Here is a 15,851-nt window from a genome sequence, read left to right on the forward strand (position 1 = left end):
GATCAGGCGGATGGCCGGTCGCAGCGGCCATCCGCGGCCATCCGCCGAATCAGGCATCAGCTTTTCAGCGGCAACCAGACTTCGACTCCACCCATTCCCGTCACCGGATCGAACTGCTCGCCATACCGTTCGAAATGCGGTGCATCGGCAGGCACGTGCCCTGATGCGGGCAACCACTGATTCCAGATCGTATTCATCGTGCGACGAATGCCCGAGATGTGCTCGCGATGACTGAACACCGCATAGCGTTGCGCCGCGATGCGTACGCGACTCAGCTCCGGCGGCAATGCGGAAAAATCGCTGACTTCGACGCCGCACATATAGTCGAAGTTGCCCAGTTCATCGGCGTTATAGCCAACGCCATAAGCCACCTTGCCGACCTGTCCCGGCACCCTGCCGTACCAGGCGCCAAAGCGCTGCCATTGGGAGGGAATCGCCTTGCTGGTCTCGCACGTATAGCGCTCGCTCAGTCCAGCGATGAGAAGCGGCTTGCCGTCTTCGAAGCGCGGCGGTTCCAGATGGGTCAGAAGGGTTTCGTCCATTTTGATCGGCTCCACGATGCTCAGGTTGTCGAGATGACCCCGCGCGCGCAGCGCATCGGGCGTGAGCCCGAACTGGTCGCGAAACGCGCGCGTGAATGCTTCGTGAGAGCCGTAGCCGGCGTCGAGGGCGACCGCGAGGATGTCGGGCGCGCCATCCGCGAGACGTCGTGCGGCCTCGCTCAAACGCCGTGCGCGAACGTAGCGCATCACCGGCATCCCGGTGGCCGCTTCGAACGCGCGGGCGAGGTGAAAGCGCGATACGCAGCCACCGCGGGCGATGTCGTCGAGCGTCAATTCGCCCGCGAAGTGGCTTTCGATATACCAGAGCGCTTTTCCAACCGGGTTCATGTCAGCTCTCATGTCAGCATGAAGCCAGCATAGTCAGCGGCGAACTCAGGCATTTGATCGCGCTTGCTGTTTTGCAGTCGCGGCGGAGGGCCGGGGCGACTCCACCACGTCACTCTGCGCGCCCGCAGCGCCGCCCGCCTGCCCCGGCCTCAGCAACAGCCCACCCAACACGCCGGCCGCCGCCGCAAAGACCGCCCCAAACAGAAACGCGACGTGATACCCGCTGTTCAGCGCGGCCGCCGCGCTCGACGACGCCTGCATTGCCTCGCTGCGCGCCGCGGCAAGACTCGCCAGCACCGCGAGCCCGAGCGCCCCGCCCATCATGAACGACGTATTGACGATGCCCGACGCGAGGCCCGAATCGGTGGGATCGACATCGCTCATCGCGGCGAGCAGCAGCGGGTTGAATGCGATGCCGGCGCCGAAGCCGAGCAGCAACATGCCGGGCAACACGTCGGGGACGAAGCTGCCGTCGACGGGCGCCCGCGCGAACAGCGCGAGCCCGCATGCAGCGATCAGCAGGCCCGCCGCGAGCGGCCCGCGCAGCCCGAAGCGCATCACCACACGCGCCGACAATCCCAGCGAAAAGAGTCCCATGATCAGATTCGCGGGCAGAAACGCGAGCCCCACCTGCAACGGCCGGTACCCGAGCACGCGCTGCAGATACAGCGCCGAAATAAAGAACCACGCGAACATCGCGGCCGCCCACAACACGCCGACCACGTTCGCGGTCGCGACATTGCGCAAACGCAGCAGACCGAGTGGCATCAACGGATGTTCGACTCTCGCCTCGATTGCGAGGAACACCGCAAGCAGCGCGAGCGCGACGCACAGCAGGCCGAGCGTTTGCGCAGAAGTCCAGCCCGCTTCGTTGCCGTTGACGATTGCATAGACCGCCAGCATCAGCGATGCGGTCACGCTGAGCGCACCGGCCACGTCGAGCCGTTCGCCGTGCGCGTGTCCGCGCGCGGCGGGCAAGAGCGCGAGGCACAGCGCGTACACCGCAATGCCGATCGGCAGGTTGACCAGAAAGATCCAGTGCCAGCTCAGCAGATTGGTGAGCAGTCCGCCGAGCAGCACGCCGATGCTGCCGCCGCCCGCGCAGACGAAGCCATACACGCCCATCGCTTTCGCGCGTTCGCCGGGTTCGGTGAACAGATTCATGATCAGCGACAACGAGACCGCCGAGACGATCGCACCACCCAGGCCCTGCACGCCGCGCGCGGCGACCAGCAGCACTTGCGAATTCGCGAGGCCGCAGGCGAGCGAAGCGAGCGTGAAGAGCGTAATGCCGCACAGGAACAGCTTGCGGTGTCCGTACAGATCGCCAAGCCGTCCCCCGAGCAGCAGACAGCCGCCGAACGTCAGCATGTAGGCGTTGACGACCCATACGAGGGAGGTCTCGCTAAAGCCGAGATCGGTGGCGATGGACGGCAGCGCGACGTTCACGATGGTCGTGTCGAGCACGATCATCAGCACGCCGAGGCAGAGCACGATCAGTGCGAGCCAACGTTGCTTGCCGTGGAGGGAGTGGGTCATGCGGGTGCCCCTTTACGCGGATTTACGCGGATTCGGTCGATCACCGACGATGGGTTTTCGAGTCTAGCACCCGCGCATTTCGCGTCCAACTACGAAATCCTGGGCGGCGGCTCTTCGGATCGCGCCCATAACGCTTGATCTCGTAGGGGAGGCCGTGTTTCTTCGAGCCGCCCGCGGTGATGGTTGGCAACGTGTACTACCCGGTTCAGAAGGCGTTTCATTTTCTCGTGGCGGCGACGACGCGTCGTTTATAAAGGTGCCGCCGCCATTCTATGACCGGATGATCGCCCGATTTTTCATCGAGGGAATGACCACATCCTCAAACCTTCGACTTACCCCCCATCAACCCATTCGACGGCAAAGTCTCATCCAGCAACTTCCTCGCACTCTCAATCCCCGCCACCGGCAAACCCTCCGGATCGAGCAGCCCCACCTGCACGAGCACCGAAGCCTGATCCCAATAGATGTGCTCGTTATAAAGCTTGTCACCGCGGAAGCACACCACGGCGAGCATCGGCACCTCGAAGTACTTGCCGGTCGGCGCGACGCCCGGCAGCAGCCAGTCGATCTCGCAGCTATGCGTGCAGCTGAAAATGAATTCATCGACGACGCGATCCGAGCCGATCGTGCGCGAAATCGGAATCAGCTTCGTGTCGGGCGGATTCGAGTTGACGAAATGATGCGTGTAAAAGCGCTTCAGATTGTCATGCCCGACACCGCCCGTCATCGTCGGCACGTGATTGACGTAGGGCTCGGCGACCATCGTCGGCATCACCGCATCGACGTCGCGTGTCGCGAACTCGTGATAGCAATGCGCTTCCCACAGCGCGTTCAGATCGTAGACTGGACCGAGCACCTTGCGCAGCAGCGCGAGGGTGCGCGAGTACGCCATCATCGCGGCGGGCTTGTCGTACTGCTTGCGCTGCGGCGCGGCGAACGCGTGATCGCAGCCGGGATACACATATTGCTCGATCTGCGGCCGCGTACGCAGTGCGGCGCCGATGCGTTCGCGCGTTTCGGGCGGGCAGTGCGCGTCGTTTTCAGGGAAGTGGAACACCATCGGGCAGTTGATTGCCGATACTTCGTCGAGATGCGCGTCAAGCCCCACGCCGTAATAGCTGACCGCGCAATCGACTTCGGTGCGCGCCGCGCTCAGAAACGCGAGCTTGCCGCCGAGGCAGTAGCCGACCACGCCCACCTTGCCGGCCTGCTCGGGCAGTTCGCGCAACGTGGCGATCGTGGCGGCGATGTCCTTCACGGCGACATCCGTATCGAACTGCCCCAGATAGCCGAGCGCCTGTTTCATATCGGCGTCGCCGTAGCCAAGCGAAATGCCCGGCTTGATGCGCCAGAACAGATCGGGCACTAGCACCACGTAGCCTTCTTCGGCGTAGCGATCGGCGGTCGCCTTCATCGTGTCATTGACGCCGAAGATTTCCTGCAGCAGCACGAGCCCCGGGCCCGAGCCCTGCGCGGGGCGCGCGACGTAAGCGTTGAAACGGCCGCCATCGTGGGCGACGACTTCGATGAAAGAGCCGGCCATGCGGTCTGTCTCCAGTCTTATGATCAATACGGGTTACGTCATCATGCGCAACTCGAAACGTTTGAGCTTGCCCGTTTCGGTGCGCGGCAGCGCGCCGACGAAGGTGATGACGCGGGGATATTTATACGGCGCGACGTTATTCTTAACGAAATCCTGCAGTTGCGCGACCAGTTTATCGTCGGCCGTGTAGCCGGGGTTCACCACGACGAAGGCCCGCACGATCTGCCCGCGCGTTTCGTCGGGCACGCCGATCACGCCGCATTCGGCCACCGCCTCGTGCTGCATCAGCACGCTTTCCACTTCGGGACCGGAGATGTTGTAGCCGGCCGACACGATCATGTCGTCGGCGCGCGCCTGGTAGAACACGTAGCCGTCCGCGTCCAGATAGACCGAATCGCCCGGCAGGTTCCAGCCATCGCGCACGAAGCGCAACTGTCGGTCGTCGGCCAGATAGCGGCAGCCGGTCGGACCGCGCACCGCCAGTTTGCCGATCGTGCCGGGCGGTACCGGGCGCATGTCGTCATCGACGGCTTGCACGACGTAGCCCGGCACCGCGCGGCCGATCGCGTGCGGGCGGATCTCCCCACCTTGCGACGAAACGAAGATGTGAATCAGCTCGGTGCCGCCGATGCCGTCGATCATGTCGATGCCAGTCGCGTCGCGCCATAGACTCCGCGTCGAATCGGGCAGCGCCTCGCCGGCCGACACGGTCTTCTTCAGCGACGACACGTCATGTTGCGCAACGAGCGGCGCCATCTGCCGATAGAACGTCGGCGCGGTGAACATCACGGTCGCATGAAAACGTTCGACCACGTCGAGCAAGGTCTGCGGCGTGAGCTTTTCGACGAGCACCGTCGACGCACCGACGCGCAGCGGAAAGCACAGCAGTCCGCCGAGCCCGAACGTGAACGCGAGCGGCGGCGTGCCGCAGAAGATGTCGCTCGCGGAAGGCTTCAGCACATGACGTGGGAACAGATCGCACATCGCGATCATGTCGCGATGGAAATGCATGCAGCCTTTCGGCGCGCCGGTCGTGCCGCTCGTGAACGCGATCAGGCAGACGTCGTCGGCGGCGGTGTCGCAGGCGGTGAAGTGCTCGGGCTTGTTGGCGGCGAGCGTCTCGAGCGAATCGGCGGAATCGTCGTGAAAGCGGCGCGTCTGCTTCAGCACCGCGCAGTAGAGCTCGTCGCGCGGATTCGTGCAGCGCTCGAGTTCCGCGCTCAGGCGCGCGTCGCAAAGCGCGGCGCTGACTTGCGCTTTCTCGATGATCTGCTTGAGTTCCTTCGCGCGCAGCAGCGGCATGGTCGGCACGACGACGAGCCCGGCCTTCAGCGCCGCGAGTGTGGCGACGGCCATCTGCAACGTGTTCGGTCCACGCAGCAGCACGCGGTTGCCGGGCCGCAAGCCCATTTCATCGACGAGCACATGCGCGCTACGGTTGACCATTGCGAGCAGTTCGCCATACGTGGTCGCTTGAGGCTTGCCATCCACGTCGGACCAGATCGCCGGCCGGTCGCGATGCCCCGCCTCGATGGTCCGCTCCAGCAGTTCCGTCGCGCAGTTCAGCCGCGGCGGATAGGCGACGTCCGGATTGTCGAGCAGAAAGACGGGCCATTGATCCTGCGGCGGAAGATTGTCGCGCGCGAAAGTATCGACGTGTGCTGACGGTTCCATCATGGTCTCCCGGGGCGTTGAGCCGGAAAATGCGCTTCGTTCGGTGTGAAGGGCTTGCCTGTGCGTTCGGTACCTGTATGACGTTCAGTGCGGAATCACCGCGGTGGCTTCGATCTCGACCTTCGCGCGGTCTTCCATCAGCGCGACGACCTGCACCGCGCTCATCGCGATGTCGTAGTCGCCGATGAGCTCGCGAAACACGCGGCCGATGTCCTTCAGCGATGCGAGGTACTCGCGCTTGTCGGTCACGTACCAGGTGAGGCGCACCAGATGTTCGGGCTTGCCTCCCGCTTCGCGCAGCACGGCGAGCAGATTCTTCAGCGCCTGCTCGGACTGCAGCGCGAAATCATCGGAATGGAACTGCGCCTGTTCGTCCCAGCCGATCTGGCCAGCGATGAACACCTGTGTGCCGCTCGCCGCGACGCCGTTCGCATAGCCGCGCGGTTTGACCCAGCCGGCGGGAAGGAGAGCTTTTTTCATCAGCGCTGAGCCTCGATGGGGGAGGGCGATGGAGCGTACGCCGCGAGCGCGCTCGCGATGTCGCCGGGAATATCGATCGATTTGGCGCTGTCGAACGACATGAACACGAGCACCTGTTTCGAACGAAAGCGCGTTTCGCCGTTGCAATGCCCGTGAATCTCGATGCCGATAGAACTGCGGCCGATGGTGTGCACCTCGAGCGTGAGCAGGATCGTTTCGCCCATCTGGCTCGGCCGCGAGAACTCGCAGTCGAGCTTGACGATCGGCAGGCCGATGCGGCGCCGCGCGATCATGTGCGCGTAGTCGATGCGCAGGCCCTCGTTGAACCAGTCTTCGACGAGCACGTTGGTCATCACGAGGTACTGCGGAAAGTACACGATGCCCGCGGGATCGCAGTGCGAGAAGCGGATGCGGACGGGCCGCTCGAACGATGTACTCATTGCGCGTTACCGTTCGCAGCGGCATGCGCCCTCAACAGATCGCGGCCGACGATCAACTGCTGCACTTCGGTCGCGCCTTCGTAGATGCGCAGCGCGCGGATCTCGCGGTACAGCATCTCGACCGCGCTGCCGCTTTGCACCCCCATGCCGCCGTAAAGCTGTACGGCTGCGTCGATCACCTGCTGCGCGCCTTCGCTCGCGTGCCATTTCGCCATTGCGGCTTCGCGCGTGACGCTTTCGCCCTGGTCGCGCAGCCACGCGGCTCGATAGACGAGCAGCGCGCTGCTGTCGATCGTCAGCGCCATCTGCGCGAGCTTCGCCTGCGTCAACTGGAAGTCGCCGAGCGTCTGGCCGAACATCTTGCGCGACGCCGCGCGCGCGAGACCTTCGGCCATCGCATGACGCGCGAAGCCGAGCGATGCGGCCGCCACCGACGTGCGGAAAATATCGAGCGTGCGCATTGCGATCTTGAAGCCTTCGCCGGGCGCGCCGAGTATCTGGCTCTTCGGCACGCGCGCGTTCGTGAAGCGCAGACGCGCGAGCGGGTGCGGCGCGATCACGTCGATGCGCTCGGCGATGTCTAGGCCCGGCGTTTCTGCATCCACGATGAACGCGCTGATGCCGCGCGCGCCCGGTGCCTCGCCGGTGCGCGCGAACACCACGTAGAAGTCCGCGATTCCGCCGTTCGATATCCACGTCTTTTCGCCGTCGAGCACGTAGTGGTCGCCCTCTTCGCGTGCGGCCAGCGCCATCGCCGCGACGTCCGAGCCCGCTTGCGGCTCCGACAGCGCGAACGCGGCGATCGCCGTGCCGCTCGCGACGCGCGGCAGATAGCGCGATTTCTGCTCATGCGTGCCGGCGAGCGAGATCGCGCCAGAGCCGAGGCCTTGCATTGCCAGTGCGAAATCGGCGAGGCCGGAATAGCGCGCGAGCGTTTCGCGCAGCAGACACACCGCGCGCGTGTCGATCGCGTCGCCGTGGCCGCCATAAGCGACGCCACCGACGCCGTATTTCAGCCAGCCGGCCTCACCGAGTTCACGCACCAGCAGGCGGCAGGTCGCGTCGGTGTCGCCATGATTTTGATGCTTGAGATGCTCGCGGCACCACGCGTCGATGCCGCCCGCGAGTTGGCGATGACGCGGCTCGAAAAACGGCCACGCGAGCGGGTTATGCAAGTCGATCGGCGTGTTCTGATGGTCGGCGCTCAACTCAGTCTCCTTCGAACACCGGACGTGTCTTCGCCGCGAACGCGTCGTACGCGCGCTCGAAGTCGCGCGTGCCCATGCAGATCGCCTGCGCCTGCGCTTCGGATTCGATCGCTTCGTCGATGCTCATGCTCCATTCCTGGTGCAGCATCTTCTTCGTCATGCCATGCGCGAAGGTCGGGCCGGACGCGAGATCGGCGGCGAGCTTGTGCGCTTCTTCGATGAGCGCGGCCGGGTCGCACAGGCGGTTATAAAAGCCCCATGCGTGAGCTTCGTCGCCGCTTGCCGAGCGGCCGGTGAATAGCAGTTCGGCGGCGCGTCCCTGGCCGATGATGCGCGGCAGCATCGCGCATGCGCCCATGTCGCAACCGGCGAGGCCGACCCGCGTGAACAGGAACGCGAGCTTGCTGCGCGCAGTGCCGAGGCGCAGATCGGAAGCCATCGCGAGGATTGCGCCGGCGCCCGCGCAGACACCGTCGACGGCCGCGATGATCGGCTGCGGGCAATGGCGCATGGCCTTGACGAGGTCGCCGGTCATGCGCGTGAACAGCAACAGCTCGGGCATCGGCAGATCGATCAGCGGCGCGATGATGTCGTGCACGTCGCCGCCCGAGCAGAAGTTTTCGCCCGCGCCGTGCAGCACGACGGCTTTCACGTCGGTCGCGTACGCGAGGTCGCGGAACAGGTCGCGCAACTCCGCATACGATTCGAAGGTCAGCGGGTTCTTGCGCTCGGGGCGGTTCAGCGTGATCGTCGCGACCTTGCTGGTCACCGACCAGCCGAAGTGCTTCGCCTCGTAGCCCGCCAGGGTCAGGCGGTTGCCGGCCAACAGTGCGTCGGCGGTGGATCGTGTCATGTATGCCTCCAGTGCGAAGTCAGCCTTTCAGGCTGTCGAGCAGATGCCGCTTGAGTTTGCCTAGGTCCTGATGGGTCTTCATCTTTTCGTCGAGGCTCAGGCCGCCGAACATTTCGACGACCCATTGCTCGTGCGCGACGGCCATTTTGTCGAACGCCTTGCGGCCAGCCGTCGTCAGGCACACGCTGATCGAGCGGCGGTCGTTCGGGTCGGTATCGCGCGTGACGAGCCCCTCTTTTTCGAGCTGATCGGTGATGCCGGTGACGTTGCCGCCCGTCACCATCAAACGGCGCGACAGCTCGGTCATCTTCAGGCCTTCGGGATGTCGTTCGAGTTGCGCCATCAGATCGAAACGCGGCAACGTGGTGTCGAATTCGGTGCGCAGACGTTTGCGCAATTCGGCCTGCACGAGGTTGGTGGTGGTCAGCATGCGCAACCACAGACGCAGGCCCATATGGCTGTCCGCACCGGTGCTCATTTCGAGGTCCACGACGTTCTCCGCGGGTTGGGCGACGCCTTTGCGCGACGGTTTCGCATCCGCCGCCGACTTTTTTGCTTGCACTGATTTGCTCACGTTACTTCCCCACCCGAAATGGAAATGGATTGCCCCGTGATCGCATCCGAGCCGGGGCGGCACAGCCACAACACCGCGTTCGCGACCTGCTCCGGACTCACGAAGCGGCGCTGCGGATTCGAGCGCAGCAGCGTGTCGCGCGCCTCGGCTTCGGTGCGCGAGGTCTTGCTCGTGATCTGTTGGAGCGATGCATGCAGCAGCTCGGTTTCGGTGTAGCCGGGGCACACGGCGTTGACGGTGATGCCGCGCGTCGCGGTTTCGAGCGCGAGCGAGCGCGTGAGACCGATCACGCCGTGCTTCGCGGCGCAATACGCGGCGACGTACGCATAGCCGATCTGCCCTGCGGTGCTTGCGACGTTGACGATACGGCCATAGCCACGCTCGAGCATGCCCGGCAGTACAGCGCGGGTGCCCAGAAACACGCCGGTCAGATTCACGTCGAGCATGCGCTGCCAGAGCGCGAGATCGGTGTGCGTGAACGGCGCGGCCTGCGCCTGCCCCGCGTTGTTGACGAGGATATCGACGGCGCCCGCCTCACCGAATGCGCGCGCCACCGACTCTTCTTGCGTGACGTCCATGCTGATGCACGCGACATCGCCGAGTGCCGCGCATCGTTCGCGCTGCGCTTCGAGGCGTTGTGCGTTGCGGCCCATCAGCGTGACGCGCGCGCCGGCGCGCAGCAGCGCCTGCGCGATGGCCGCGCCGATGCCGCTGCCGCCGCCGGTGACGACCGCGTGTTGGGCGGCGAGAGAGGTGTCTGACGTGTTCACACGGTTCCTTCGGCGCGTTGCGCGCGTTGTTGCGCCGTCAGGCCGGCGTTGGCGATGGCCTGCGCGCGCTCGCGTTCGAGGTTGCGTTCGAGCTGCATTTTCGCGGCGGTGTAGGGCTTCGGCCACGCGATGTCGAGATAGCCGATCTTCGCCGCTTCGTTCAACGTCCACGACGGATTCGCGAGATGCGGACGTGCGATCGCGCACAGGTCCGCGCGGCCAGCCGCGATGATGCTGTTCACGTGGTCCGCTTCGGAAATCGCGCCGACCGCGATCGTCGCGATGCCGGCTTCGTTGCGCACGCGATCGGCGAACGGCGTCTGGAACATGCGGCCGAACACGGGCTTTTCTTCCTTGCTGACCTGGCCCGACGACACGTCGATCATGTCCGCGCCGGCCGCCTTGAACGCCTGCGCGATCTTCACGGCGTCGTCGGGGGTGTTGCCGCCTTCGACCCAGTCGTGCGCGGAAATCCGCACCGAGATCGGCTTGTCCTGCGGCCACACCGCACGGATCGCGCTGAATACCTGCAGCGGATAACGCAGACGGTTTTCGAGCGAGCCGCCGTATTCATCGGTACGGTGATTCGTCAGCGGCGACAGGAAGCTCGACAGGAAATAGCCGTGCGCGCAGTGCAATTCGAGCCAGTCGAAACCCGCTTCGATCGACATGCGCGTCGCCTTCACGAACTGCTGCTCGATTGCGCGTAGCTCTTCATGCGTGGCTTCCCGCGAATGCTGGCTGATGCCGCGCAGATACTGCTGCGGCGACGCCGAAACGAGCGGCCAGTTGCCTTCGTCGAGTGGCTGGTCGATGCCTTCCCACGCGACGCGCGTCGAACCTTTCGCACCGGAGTGGCCGAGCTGGATGCCGATCTTCGCATCCGATTGCAGATGCACCAGATCGACGATGCGCTTCCACGCGGCCAGATGCTCGGGCGCGTACATGCCGGGGCATCCCGGCGTGATGCGCGCTTCGGGCGACACGCAGGTCATCTCGGTCATCACGAGCGCGGCGCCGCCCATTGCGCGCGCGCCGAGATGCATCAGGTGGTAGTCGCCTGCCACGCCATCTACCGCCGAGTACTGCGCCATCGGCGACACCATCACGCGATTCTTCAGCGTGACGCCGCGCACCTTGAAGGGCGTGAACATCGGCGGAATCGAATGTTTGTCCGCCGCGCGCTCGACGCCCGCGCGCTTCGCGAGCCAGTCTTCGAAGCCGGACAGATATTGCGAATCTCTCTCGCGCAGGTTCTCGTGCGAGATGCGCTGCGAGCGCGTGAGCAGCGAATAGGCGAACTGTTCCGGCTCAAACGACGTATAGCGATCGACGTGCTCGAACCATTCGGTCGAATTGCGCGCGGCGTTCTGGATGCGCAGCACATCGACGCTGCGTACTTCGGTGTAGTGCTTCAACGCTGCGGCCAGATCGTCGGGATGTGAACCCGTATGCGCGCTGATGCTGTTCGCGAGTTCGATCGCGTCTTCGAGCGCGAGCTTGGTGCCCGAGCCGATCGAGAAGTGCGCGGTATGCGCGGCGTCGCCCATCAGCACGATCGGCGTTCGTGTGCCGTTCGCGTTGCGGCGCCAATGCACCCACTCCTTGTTGACGACGCGCGGAAAACGGATCCATTGCGACGAGCCGCGCAGATGCGCTGCGTTCGACATCAGCGCATTGCCGTCGAGGTACTTCGCGAACAGCTTCTCGCAGAACGCGATGCTGTCTTCCTTGCTCATTTCGTCGAGACCGGCGGCGCGCCATACGCGTTCCGGGGTTTCGACGATGAACGTCGAGGTTTGATCGTCGAAGCGGTAGGCGTGCGCCTGGAACCAGCCGAATTCGGTTTCCTCGAACGCGAACGTGAACGCGTCGAACAGCTTCTTCGTGCCGAGCCACACGAAGCGGCAGTCGCGCACGTCGATGTCCGGCTGATAGGTGTGCGCGTATTTCTGGCGCACGGCGCTGTTCAGGCCGTCGCTCGCGATGATCAGGTCCGCGTCGTATGCGCTGTCGTCCACGACCTGGGTTTCGAACACGAGCTTTACGCCGAGTTCTTCGCAGCGCGCCTGCAGGATATTCAGCAGGCGTTTGCGACCGATGCCGCAAAAGCCGTGGCCCGACGAACGCACGCTGCGGCCGCGGAAGTGGATCTCGATGTCGTCCCAGTGATTGAACGCGTCGAGGATCGCCTCGGCGCTCGGGGCGTCGGCGGCGCGCAGATTGCCGAGCGTCTGGTCGGAGAACACGACGCCCCAGCCGAAGGTGTCATAGGGGCGGTTGCGCTCGATCACCGTGACTTCATAGCCGGGGTTGCGTTTTTTCATCAACAGACCGAAGTACAAACCGGCCGGGCCGCCCCCGATACAAACTATGCGCATGCTGGTTCCCCAAAATGAACTTCGCGTTGAGATTAATTTAGGTTTTGATAGTTTAGATGTCAAGTAAATTTCGAGAGTGCCGGCATGGAGGAATTTAGCCAGCATGAATCCGCAGACGATGCTCGTGCGGCTGCGCGGTCGGCGGGCAGCGAGATGAATGCACCCCATCCAGGCAAATCAATCGTGACGATGCGTCGGCACGCGCGGTGTCGACACATGACGCCGTGCGTGGCGCTCGCCGAGGCGAAGGTCAGCGGTCACATCGGCGGCACTACGCCGTCCTTTTCGACCACGACGCGTTGCGCAACGTAGCTTCCCTGCGACGCAGGCGTTGCGACAATGAACACCTTTTTGCCGGCCGTAAGATCGCTGTGCTCCGCCGGCGTGAACGTGACGACGGGCACGTTCGGCGGCACCGTCACCACATTGCTGCCGCCTTTGTACGACAGCTTCAGGTCGCGTCCGTTAGTGCTCTGCACGACGGAGTCGACGTTCGCGTTGGTCATCGAGCTTTTCGGGCCCAGGTCCCACGGGTAATGCCCTTCGCCCGTGCCGCGCGCGGACTCGGGGAACACCACCACTTCCGTTGCCGTCAGCTTGCCGTCGGGGCCCGTGGTGGCAGCCGTGCCAATGAACGTACCCGGCTTGATATCCGATAGCTGCATCGTTTTCACAGCCGAGACACGCACATCCGGCTTCACATCGACCGACACGGTATCGCCGCTGCGGCGATGGACCTTGAGCGTGTCACCGTTTTGCGACACGATTTCGCCACGGATGCGGGTGGGCGTCGTGGCGGGCGCCTGCGCGATAGCAGCGCTCGCGAGCGCGGAAGCCAACAAGGCTGCGCCAAGTTTGATGCGGAATGTCATAGAACCTCCCAACTGGATGGTTGAAGGACGGGGGAACGACATCATTGCTTCACGAGCCGCTGAACCAGTTGTAGCCCTGGTTCTCCCAATAGCCTCCCGGATACTGGTTCGTGATTTCGATGGCGACGATATGCTTGGGATTCTTGAAGCCGAGCTTGGTCGGCACGCGCAGCTTCATCGGGAAGCCATACTTCGGCGGCAACACGTCACCGTCGTAAGTCAGCGTGAGCAGCGTCTGCGGGTGGAGCGCCGTCGGCATGTCGATGCTGGTCCAGTAGTTGTAGTCCGCGCAATGCAGCGACACGTACTTTGCAGTCGTGTCCGCACCCGCGCGACGCAGGAATTCGGAAAAGCGCACGCCGCCCCAGCGGCCGATCGCGCTCCATCCTTCGACGCAGACAAGACGCGTGATCTGGCTTTCCTGCGGCAGCGCATGCAGTTCGTCGAGCGACCAGGTGCGCTTGCCGTGCGCGAGGCCGGTGACCTGCAGACGGTAGGTCGCGGCATCGATCTCGGGTACGTCGTCGATCTCATAGAACGCGTTGAACGGAAACGGCCGCGTGATCATCGATTCCGGATACGTGGGCGCCAGCTTGTTCGGATCGAACAGCAGCGCCTGCACGCGGTCGTTGAAGAGCGAGATGCGGCGCAGCGCGGTGTTCACTGCCTTGTCGTTGGTCAGATCGCAACCGGAGAGCATCGCGATGCCGCCCAGGGTCAGCAGACGCCGGCCGAACAGGCGGCGCGCGGGCGATTTGAGTTCGCGCTGTGCGTCGCGGATGATCGATTCGGCATGTGTCGCGAGAAAACTGCCTTTTTGCGCGGTGCGTTTGCGGATCGTCACGATTTATCGTCCCCGTATCATCAACAGTAACGAGCGCGGCACGAGCGCGGTCATCGCGACGTGAACGATGAAAAACGCCACCAGGACGCTCATGCATACGAAGTGCACGACGCGCGCATTGTCATATCCGCCCATCAGCGTGCGCAGCAGCGGGAACTGCACCGACTTCCATATGACGAGCCCCGACAACACGATCAGCACGATGTCGGCGATCACGACGAGATAGGCGAGCTTCTGCACCGAGTTGTAGTGCGCGAGGTCGTCGTGTTTCAGGCGCCCGCGCAGTGCGGCGACCAGATCGGCGGCCAGCTGTTTCGGCCTGATGGGCAGCAGTTTGCGTCGCAAGCGTCCGGACGCCAGATTCAGCGCGAGATAGACCAGAAAATTGGCGACCAGCAGCCACATCACGGCGAAATGCCATAGCAGCGCTCCGGCGAGCCAACCGCCAAGTGTGATCGAAGGTGGAAACTGAATGGCTGGAAAGATTGGCGACGCATCGTAAATCTGCCAGCCGCTCATGACCATCAGCACGACCGCGACAGCATTGATCCAGTGCGTAATCCGTACCCATCCGGGTTGAACCATGTTGTGACTCAAGATCACTCCAGATTCGGTGGCATTCATGCCAGTAGCGCGGGAGCAAGCCGGTCGACACCGAATCGCCCTCCGACCGTCAGGCTGCCATCTGCAACACAAGGGCTAACGCGATCAATCGACCGTTATTCCGTCGCGCGTGAAGATTTTTCCCTTGCAATCGACTTTCAATAGCGACACACACCGCGCGCGAAAGCCGTCCCGCCGCAGGGGATTCGCAGCATCCGGCATGCCCTATTGCGCCGGGCCCAAGCGCTTCGGCGCAAAGACACGCTTCGGCACCCAGCGCCTTCCGTCCGGCATCTCCTATCGGGGTATACCCGATTCACAAGCAAATTTGCGCGCCAAACTATTGCGCAAATAAATTTGCAGAAAGATACTCAGCGCAAATCGGTTTGCTGTCGTTCCTCAACCCCACCTCGAAGAGGTCATCATGAAACTCGTAGCAAAGCTCGCCGCGGCTGCACTCGTCGCCGTTTCCGTCCTCGGTCATGCCGCGCGGGCCGAGACCTTGCTGGTCGCCTGCGACACGGCGTTCGTGCCGTTCGAATTCAAGCAGGGCGACAAATACGTCGGCTTCGATATCGACCTGTGGGAAGCGATCGCGAAGGACCTGAAGCTCGACTACAAGCTGCAGCCGATGGATTTCAGCGGCATCCTGCCGGCGCTGCAAACCCATAACGTCGACGTCGCGCTCGCGGGCATCACGATCAAGGACGAGCGCAAGAAAGTGATCGACTTCTCCGATGGCTACTACGACAGCGGCTTCACGCTGATGGTGCCGGCCACCAGCGCGATCAAGGGCCCGGACGACCTGAAGGGCAAGTCGCTCGCGATCAAGACGGGGACGTCGGCGGCGGATTACGCGAAGGCGCATTTCGCGGGCACCGATCTGCGCCAGTTCCCGAACATCGACAACGCGTATCTGGAGTTGCAGACAGGACGCGTCGATGCAGCGATGCACGACACGCCGAACGTTCTCTACTACATCAACACGGCCGGCAAGGGCCATGTGAAGGCGGTCGGTGCGCAGATGATGGCGCAGCAATACGGCATCGGCTTTCCGAAGGGCAGCCCGCTCGTGCCGAAGGTCAATGCGGCGCTCGCGAAGATCAAGGCTGACGGTCGCTATGCGGCGATCTACAAGAAGTGGTTCGGCGCCGAGCCGACGAAGTCCTGATAACGCAAC

General features: G+C 63.7%; 15 protein-coding genes. 1 reads left to right on the forward strand and 14 read right to left on the reverse strand.

Features of this window, described 5'->3' with window-relative positions; genetic code table 11:
- Window positions 1-56: 56 nt before the first annotated feature.
- The 14 genes from AB4Y34_RS06670 to AB4Y34_RS06735 form a co-directional block, all read right to left on the reverse strand.
- Window positions 57-890 (reverse strand): AraC family transcriptional regulator, encoded by an 834-nt coding sequence (locus tag AB4Y34_RS06670; RefSeq protein ID WP_176106984.1) that lies wholly within the window; start codon window positions 888-890, stop codon window positions 57-59.
- Between the two features lie 45 nt (window positions 891-935).
- A complete protein-coding gene (locus tag AB4Y34_RS06675) occupies window positions 936-2,429 on the reverse strand; it encodes a DHA2 family efflux MFS transporter permease subunit (RefSeq protein ID WP_368715587.1) in 1,494 nt (497 codons plus the stop codon).
- A gap of 319 nt (window positions 2,430-2,748) precedes the next feature.
- A complete protein-coding gene (locus tag AB4Y34_RS06680) occupies window positions 2,749-3,972 on the reverse strand; it encodes a dienelactone hydrolase family protein (protein WP_176106981.1) in 1,224 nt (407 codons plus the stop codon).
- Window positions 3,973-4,005: 33 nt separating this feature from the next.
- On the reverse strand, window positions 4,006-5,646 hold the full coding sequence (locus AB4Y34_RS06685) for an AMP-binding protein (RefSeq protein ID WP_368715588.1): 1,641 nt from the start codon (window positions 5,644-5,646) through the stop codon (window positions 4,006-4,008).
- Window positions 5,647-5,730: 84 nt separating this feature from the next.
- A complete protein-coding gene (locus AB4Y34_RS06690) occupies window positions 5,731-6,126 on the reverse strand; it encodes a RidA family protein (RefSeq protein WP_176366474.1) in 396 nt (131 codons plus the stop codon).
- Entirely contained in the window at window positions 6,126-6,566 is a 441-nt protein-coding gene (locus AB4Y34_RS06695) for a thioesterase family protein (protein ID WP_176120955.1), read from the reverse strand. Before AB4Y34_RS06695 ends, AB4Y34_RS06690 begins: the two co-directional genes overlap by 1 nt.
- Window positions 6,563-7,774 carry an acyl-CoA dehydrogenase family protein gene (locus tag AB4Y34_RS06700; protein ID WP_368715589.1) on the reverse strand — a complete coding sequence of 404 codons (1,212 nt, stop codon included), beginning with the start codon at window positions 7,772-7,774 and terminating at the stop codon, window positions 6,563-6,565. Before AB4Y34_RS06700 ends, AB4Y34_RS06695 begins: the two co-directional genes overlap by 4 nt.
- A gap of 1 nt (window position 7,775) precedes the next feature.
- Window positions 7,776-8,627: an enoyl-CoA hydratase family protein gene (locus tag AB4Y34_RS06705; RefSeq protein ID WP_176366476.1), complete on the reverse strand. Its 852-nt coding sequence runs from the start codon at window positions 8,625-8,627 to the stop codon at window positions 7,776-7,778.
- 19 nt (window positions 8,628-8,646) lie between these two features.
- The gene (locus AB4Y34_RS06710) at window positions 8,647-9,201 is read right to left on the reverse strand and encodes a MarR family transcriptional regulator (protein ID WP_176378717.1); all 555 of its coding nucleotides are present in this window, start codon (window positions 9,199-9,201) and stop codon (window positions 8,647-8,649) included.
- Window positions 9,198-9,971 carry an SDR family NAD(P)-dependent oxidoreductase gene (locus AB4Y34_RS06715; RefSeq protein ID WP_368715590.1) on the reverse strand — a complete coding sequence of 258 codons (774 nt, stop codon included), beginning with the start codon at window positions 9,969-9,971 and terminating at the stop codon, window positions 9,198-9,200. The genes AB4Y34_RS06710 and AB4Y34_RS06715 overlap by 4 nt, the downstream gene beginning before the upstream one ends.
- Window positions 9,968-12,352, reverse strand: a complete 2,385-nt coding sequence (locus tag AB4Y34_RS06720; RefSeq protein ID WP_176378715.1) for a bifunctional salicylyl-CoA 5-hydroxylase/oxidoreductase — start codon at window positions 12,350-12,352, stop codon at window positions 9,968-9,970. The genes AB4Y34_RS06715 and AB4Y34_RS06720 overlap by 4 nt, the downstream gene beginning before the upstream one ends.
- Before the next feature lie 257 nt (window positions 12,353-12,609).
- The gene (locus tag AB4Y34_RS06725) at window positions 12,610-13,224 is read right to left on the reverse strand and encodes a hypothetical protein (RefSeq protein ID WP_176378714.1); all 615 of its coding nucleotides are present in this window, start codon (window positions 13,222-13,224) and stop codon (window positions 12,610-12,612) included.
- A gap of 49 nt (window positions 13,225-13,273) precedes the next feature.
- Window positions 13,274-14,068: a molybdopterin-dependent oxidoreductase gene (locus tag AB4Y34_RS06730; RefSeq protein ID WP_368715591.1), complete on the reverse strand. Its 795-nt coding sequence runs from the start codon at window positions 14,066-14,068 to the stop codon at window positions 13,274-13,276.
- 3 nt (window positions 14,069-14,071) lie between these two features.
- The gene (locus AB4Y34_RS06735; protein WP_368715658.1) at window positions 14,072-14,653 is read right to left on the reverse strand and encodes a cytochrome b/b6 domain-containing protein; all 582 of its coding nucleotides are present in this window, start codon (window positions 14,651-14,653) and stop codon (window positions 14,072-14,074) included.
- Window positions 14,654-15,095: 442 nt separating this feature from the next.
- Here AB4Y34_RS06735 and glnH point away from each other — a divergent pair, with 442 nt between their 5' ends.
- Window positions 15,096-15,842, forward strand: coding sequence for a glutamine ABC transporter substrate-binding protein GlnH (glnH, locus tag AB4Y34_RS06740; RefSeq protein WP_176120984.1), 747 nt, complete (start codon window positions 15,096-15,098; stop codon window positions 15,840-15,842).
- Window positions 15,843-15,851 lie beyond the last annotated feature (9 nt).

It is taken from the genome of Paraburkholderia sp. BR10954 (assembly GCF_040965775.1).
Lineage (GTDB): Bacteria > Pseudomonadota > Gammaproteobacteria > Burkholderiales > Burkholderiaceae > Paraburkholderia > Paraburkholderia youngii.

Bases quoted from the DNA above. Each gene is read 5' to 3' on its own strand.
- AB4Y34_RS06670 (WP_176106984.1), bottom strand. From the start codon at position 890: ATGAACCCGGTTGGAAAAGCGCTCTGGTATATCGAAAGCCACTTCGCG.
- AB4Y34_RS06675 (WP_368715587.1), bottom strand. From the start codon at position 2,429: ATGACCCACTCCCTCCACGGCAAGCAACGTTGGCTCGCACTGATCGTG.
- AB4Y34_RS06680 (WP_176106981.1), bottom strand. From the start codon at position 3,972: ATGGCCGGCTCTTTCATCGAAGTCGTCGCCCACGATGGCGGCCGTTTC.
- AB4Y34_RS06685 (WP_368715588.1), bottom strand. From the start codon at position 5,646: ATGGAACCGTCAGCACACGTCGATACTTTCGCGCGCGACAATCTTCCG.
- AB4Y34_RS06690 (WP_176366474.1), bottom strand. From the start codon at position 6,126: ATGAAAAAAGCTCTCCTTCCCGCCGGCTGGGTCAAACCGCGCGGCTAT.
- AB4Y34_RS06695 (WP_176120955.1), bottom strand. From the start codon at position 6,566: ATGAGTACATCGTTCGAGCGGCCCGTCCGCATCCGCTTCTCGCACTGC.
- AB4Y34_RS06705 (WP_176366476.1), bottom strand. From the start codon at position 8,627: ATGACACGATCCACCGCCGACGCACTGTTGGCCGGCAACCGCCTGACC.
- AB4Y34_RS06720 (WP_176378715.1), bottom strand. From the start codon at position 12,352: ATGCGCATAGTTTGTATCGGGGGCGGCCCGGCCGGTTTGTACTTCGGT.
- AB4Y34_RS06725 (WP_176378714.1), bottom strand. From the start codon at position 13,224: ATGACATTCCGCATCAAACTTGGCGCAGCCTTGTTGGCTTCCGCGCTC.
- AB4Y34_RS06735 (WP_368715658.1), bottom strand. From the start codon at position 14,653: ATGGTTCAACCCGGATGGGTACGGATTACGCACTGGATCAATGCTGTC.
- glnH (WP_176120984.1), top strand. From the start codon at position 15,096: ATGAAACTCGTAGCAAAGCTCGCCGCGGCTGCACTCGTCGCCGTTTCC.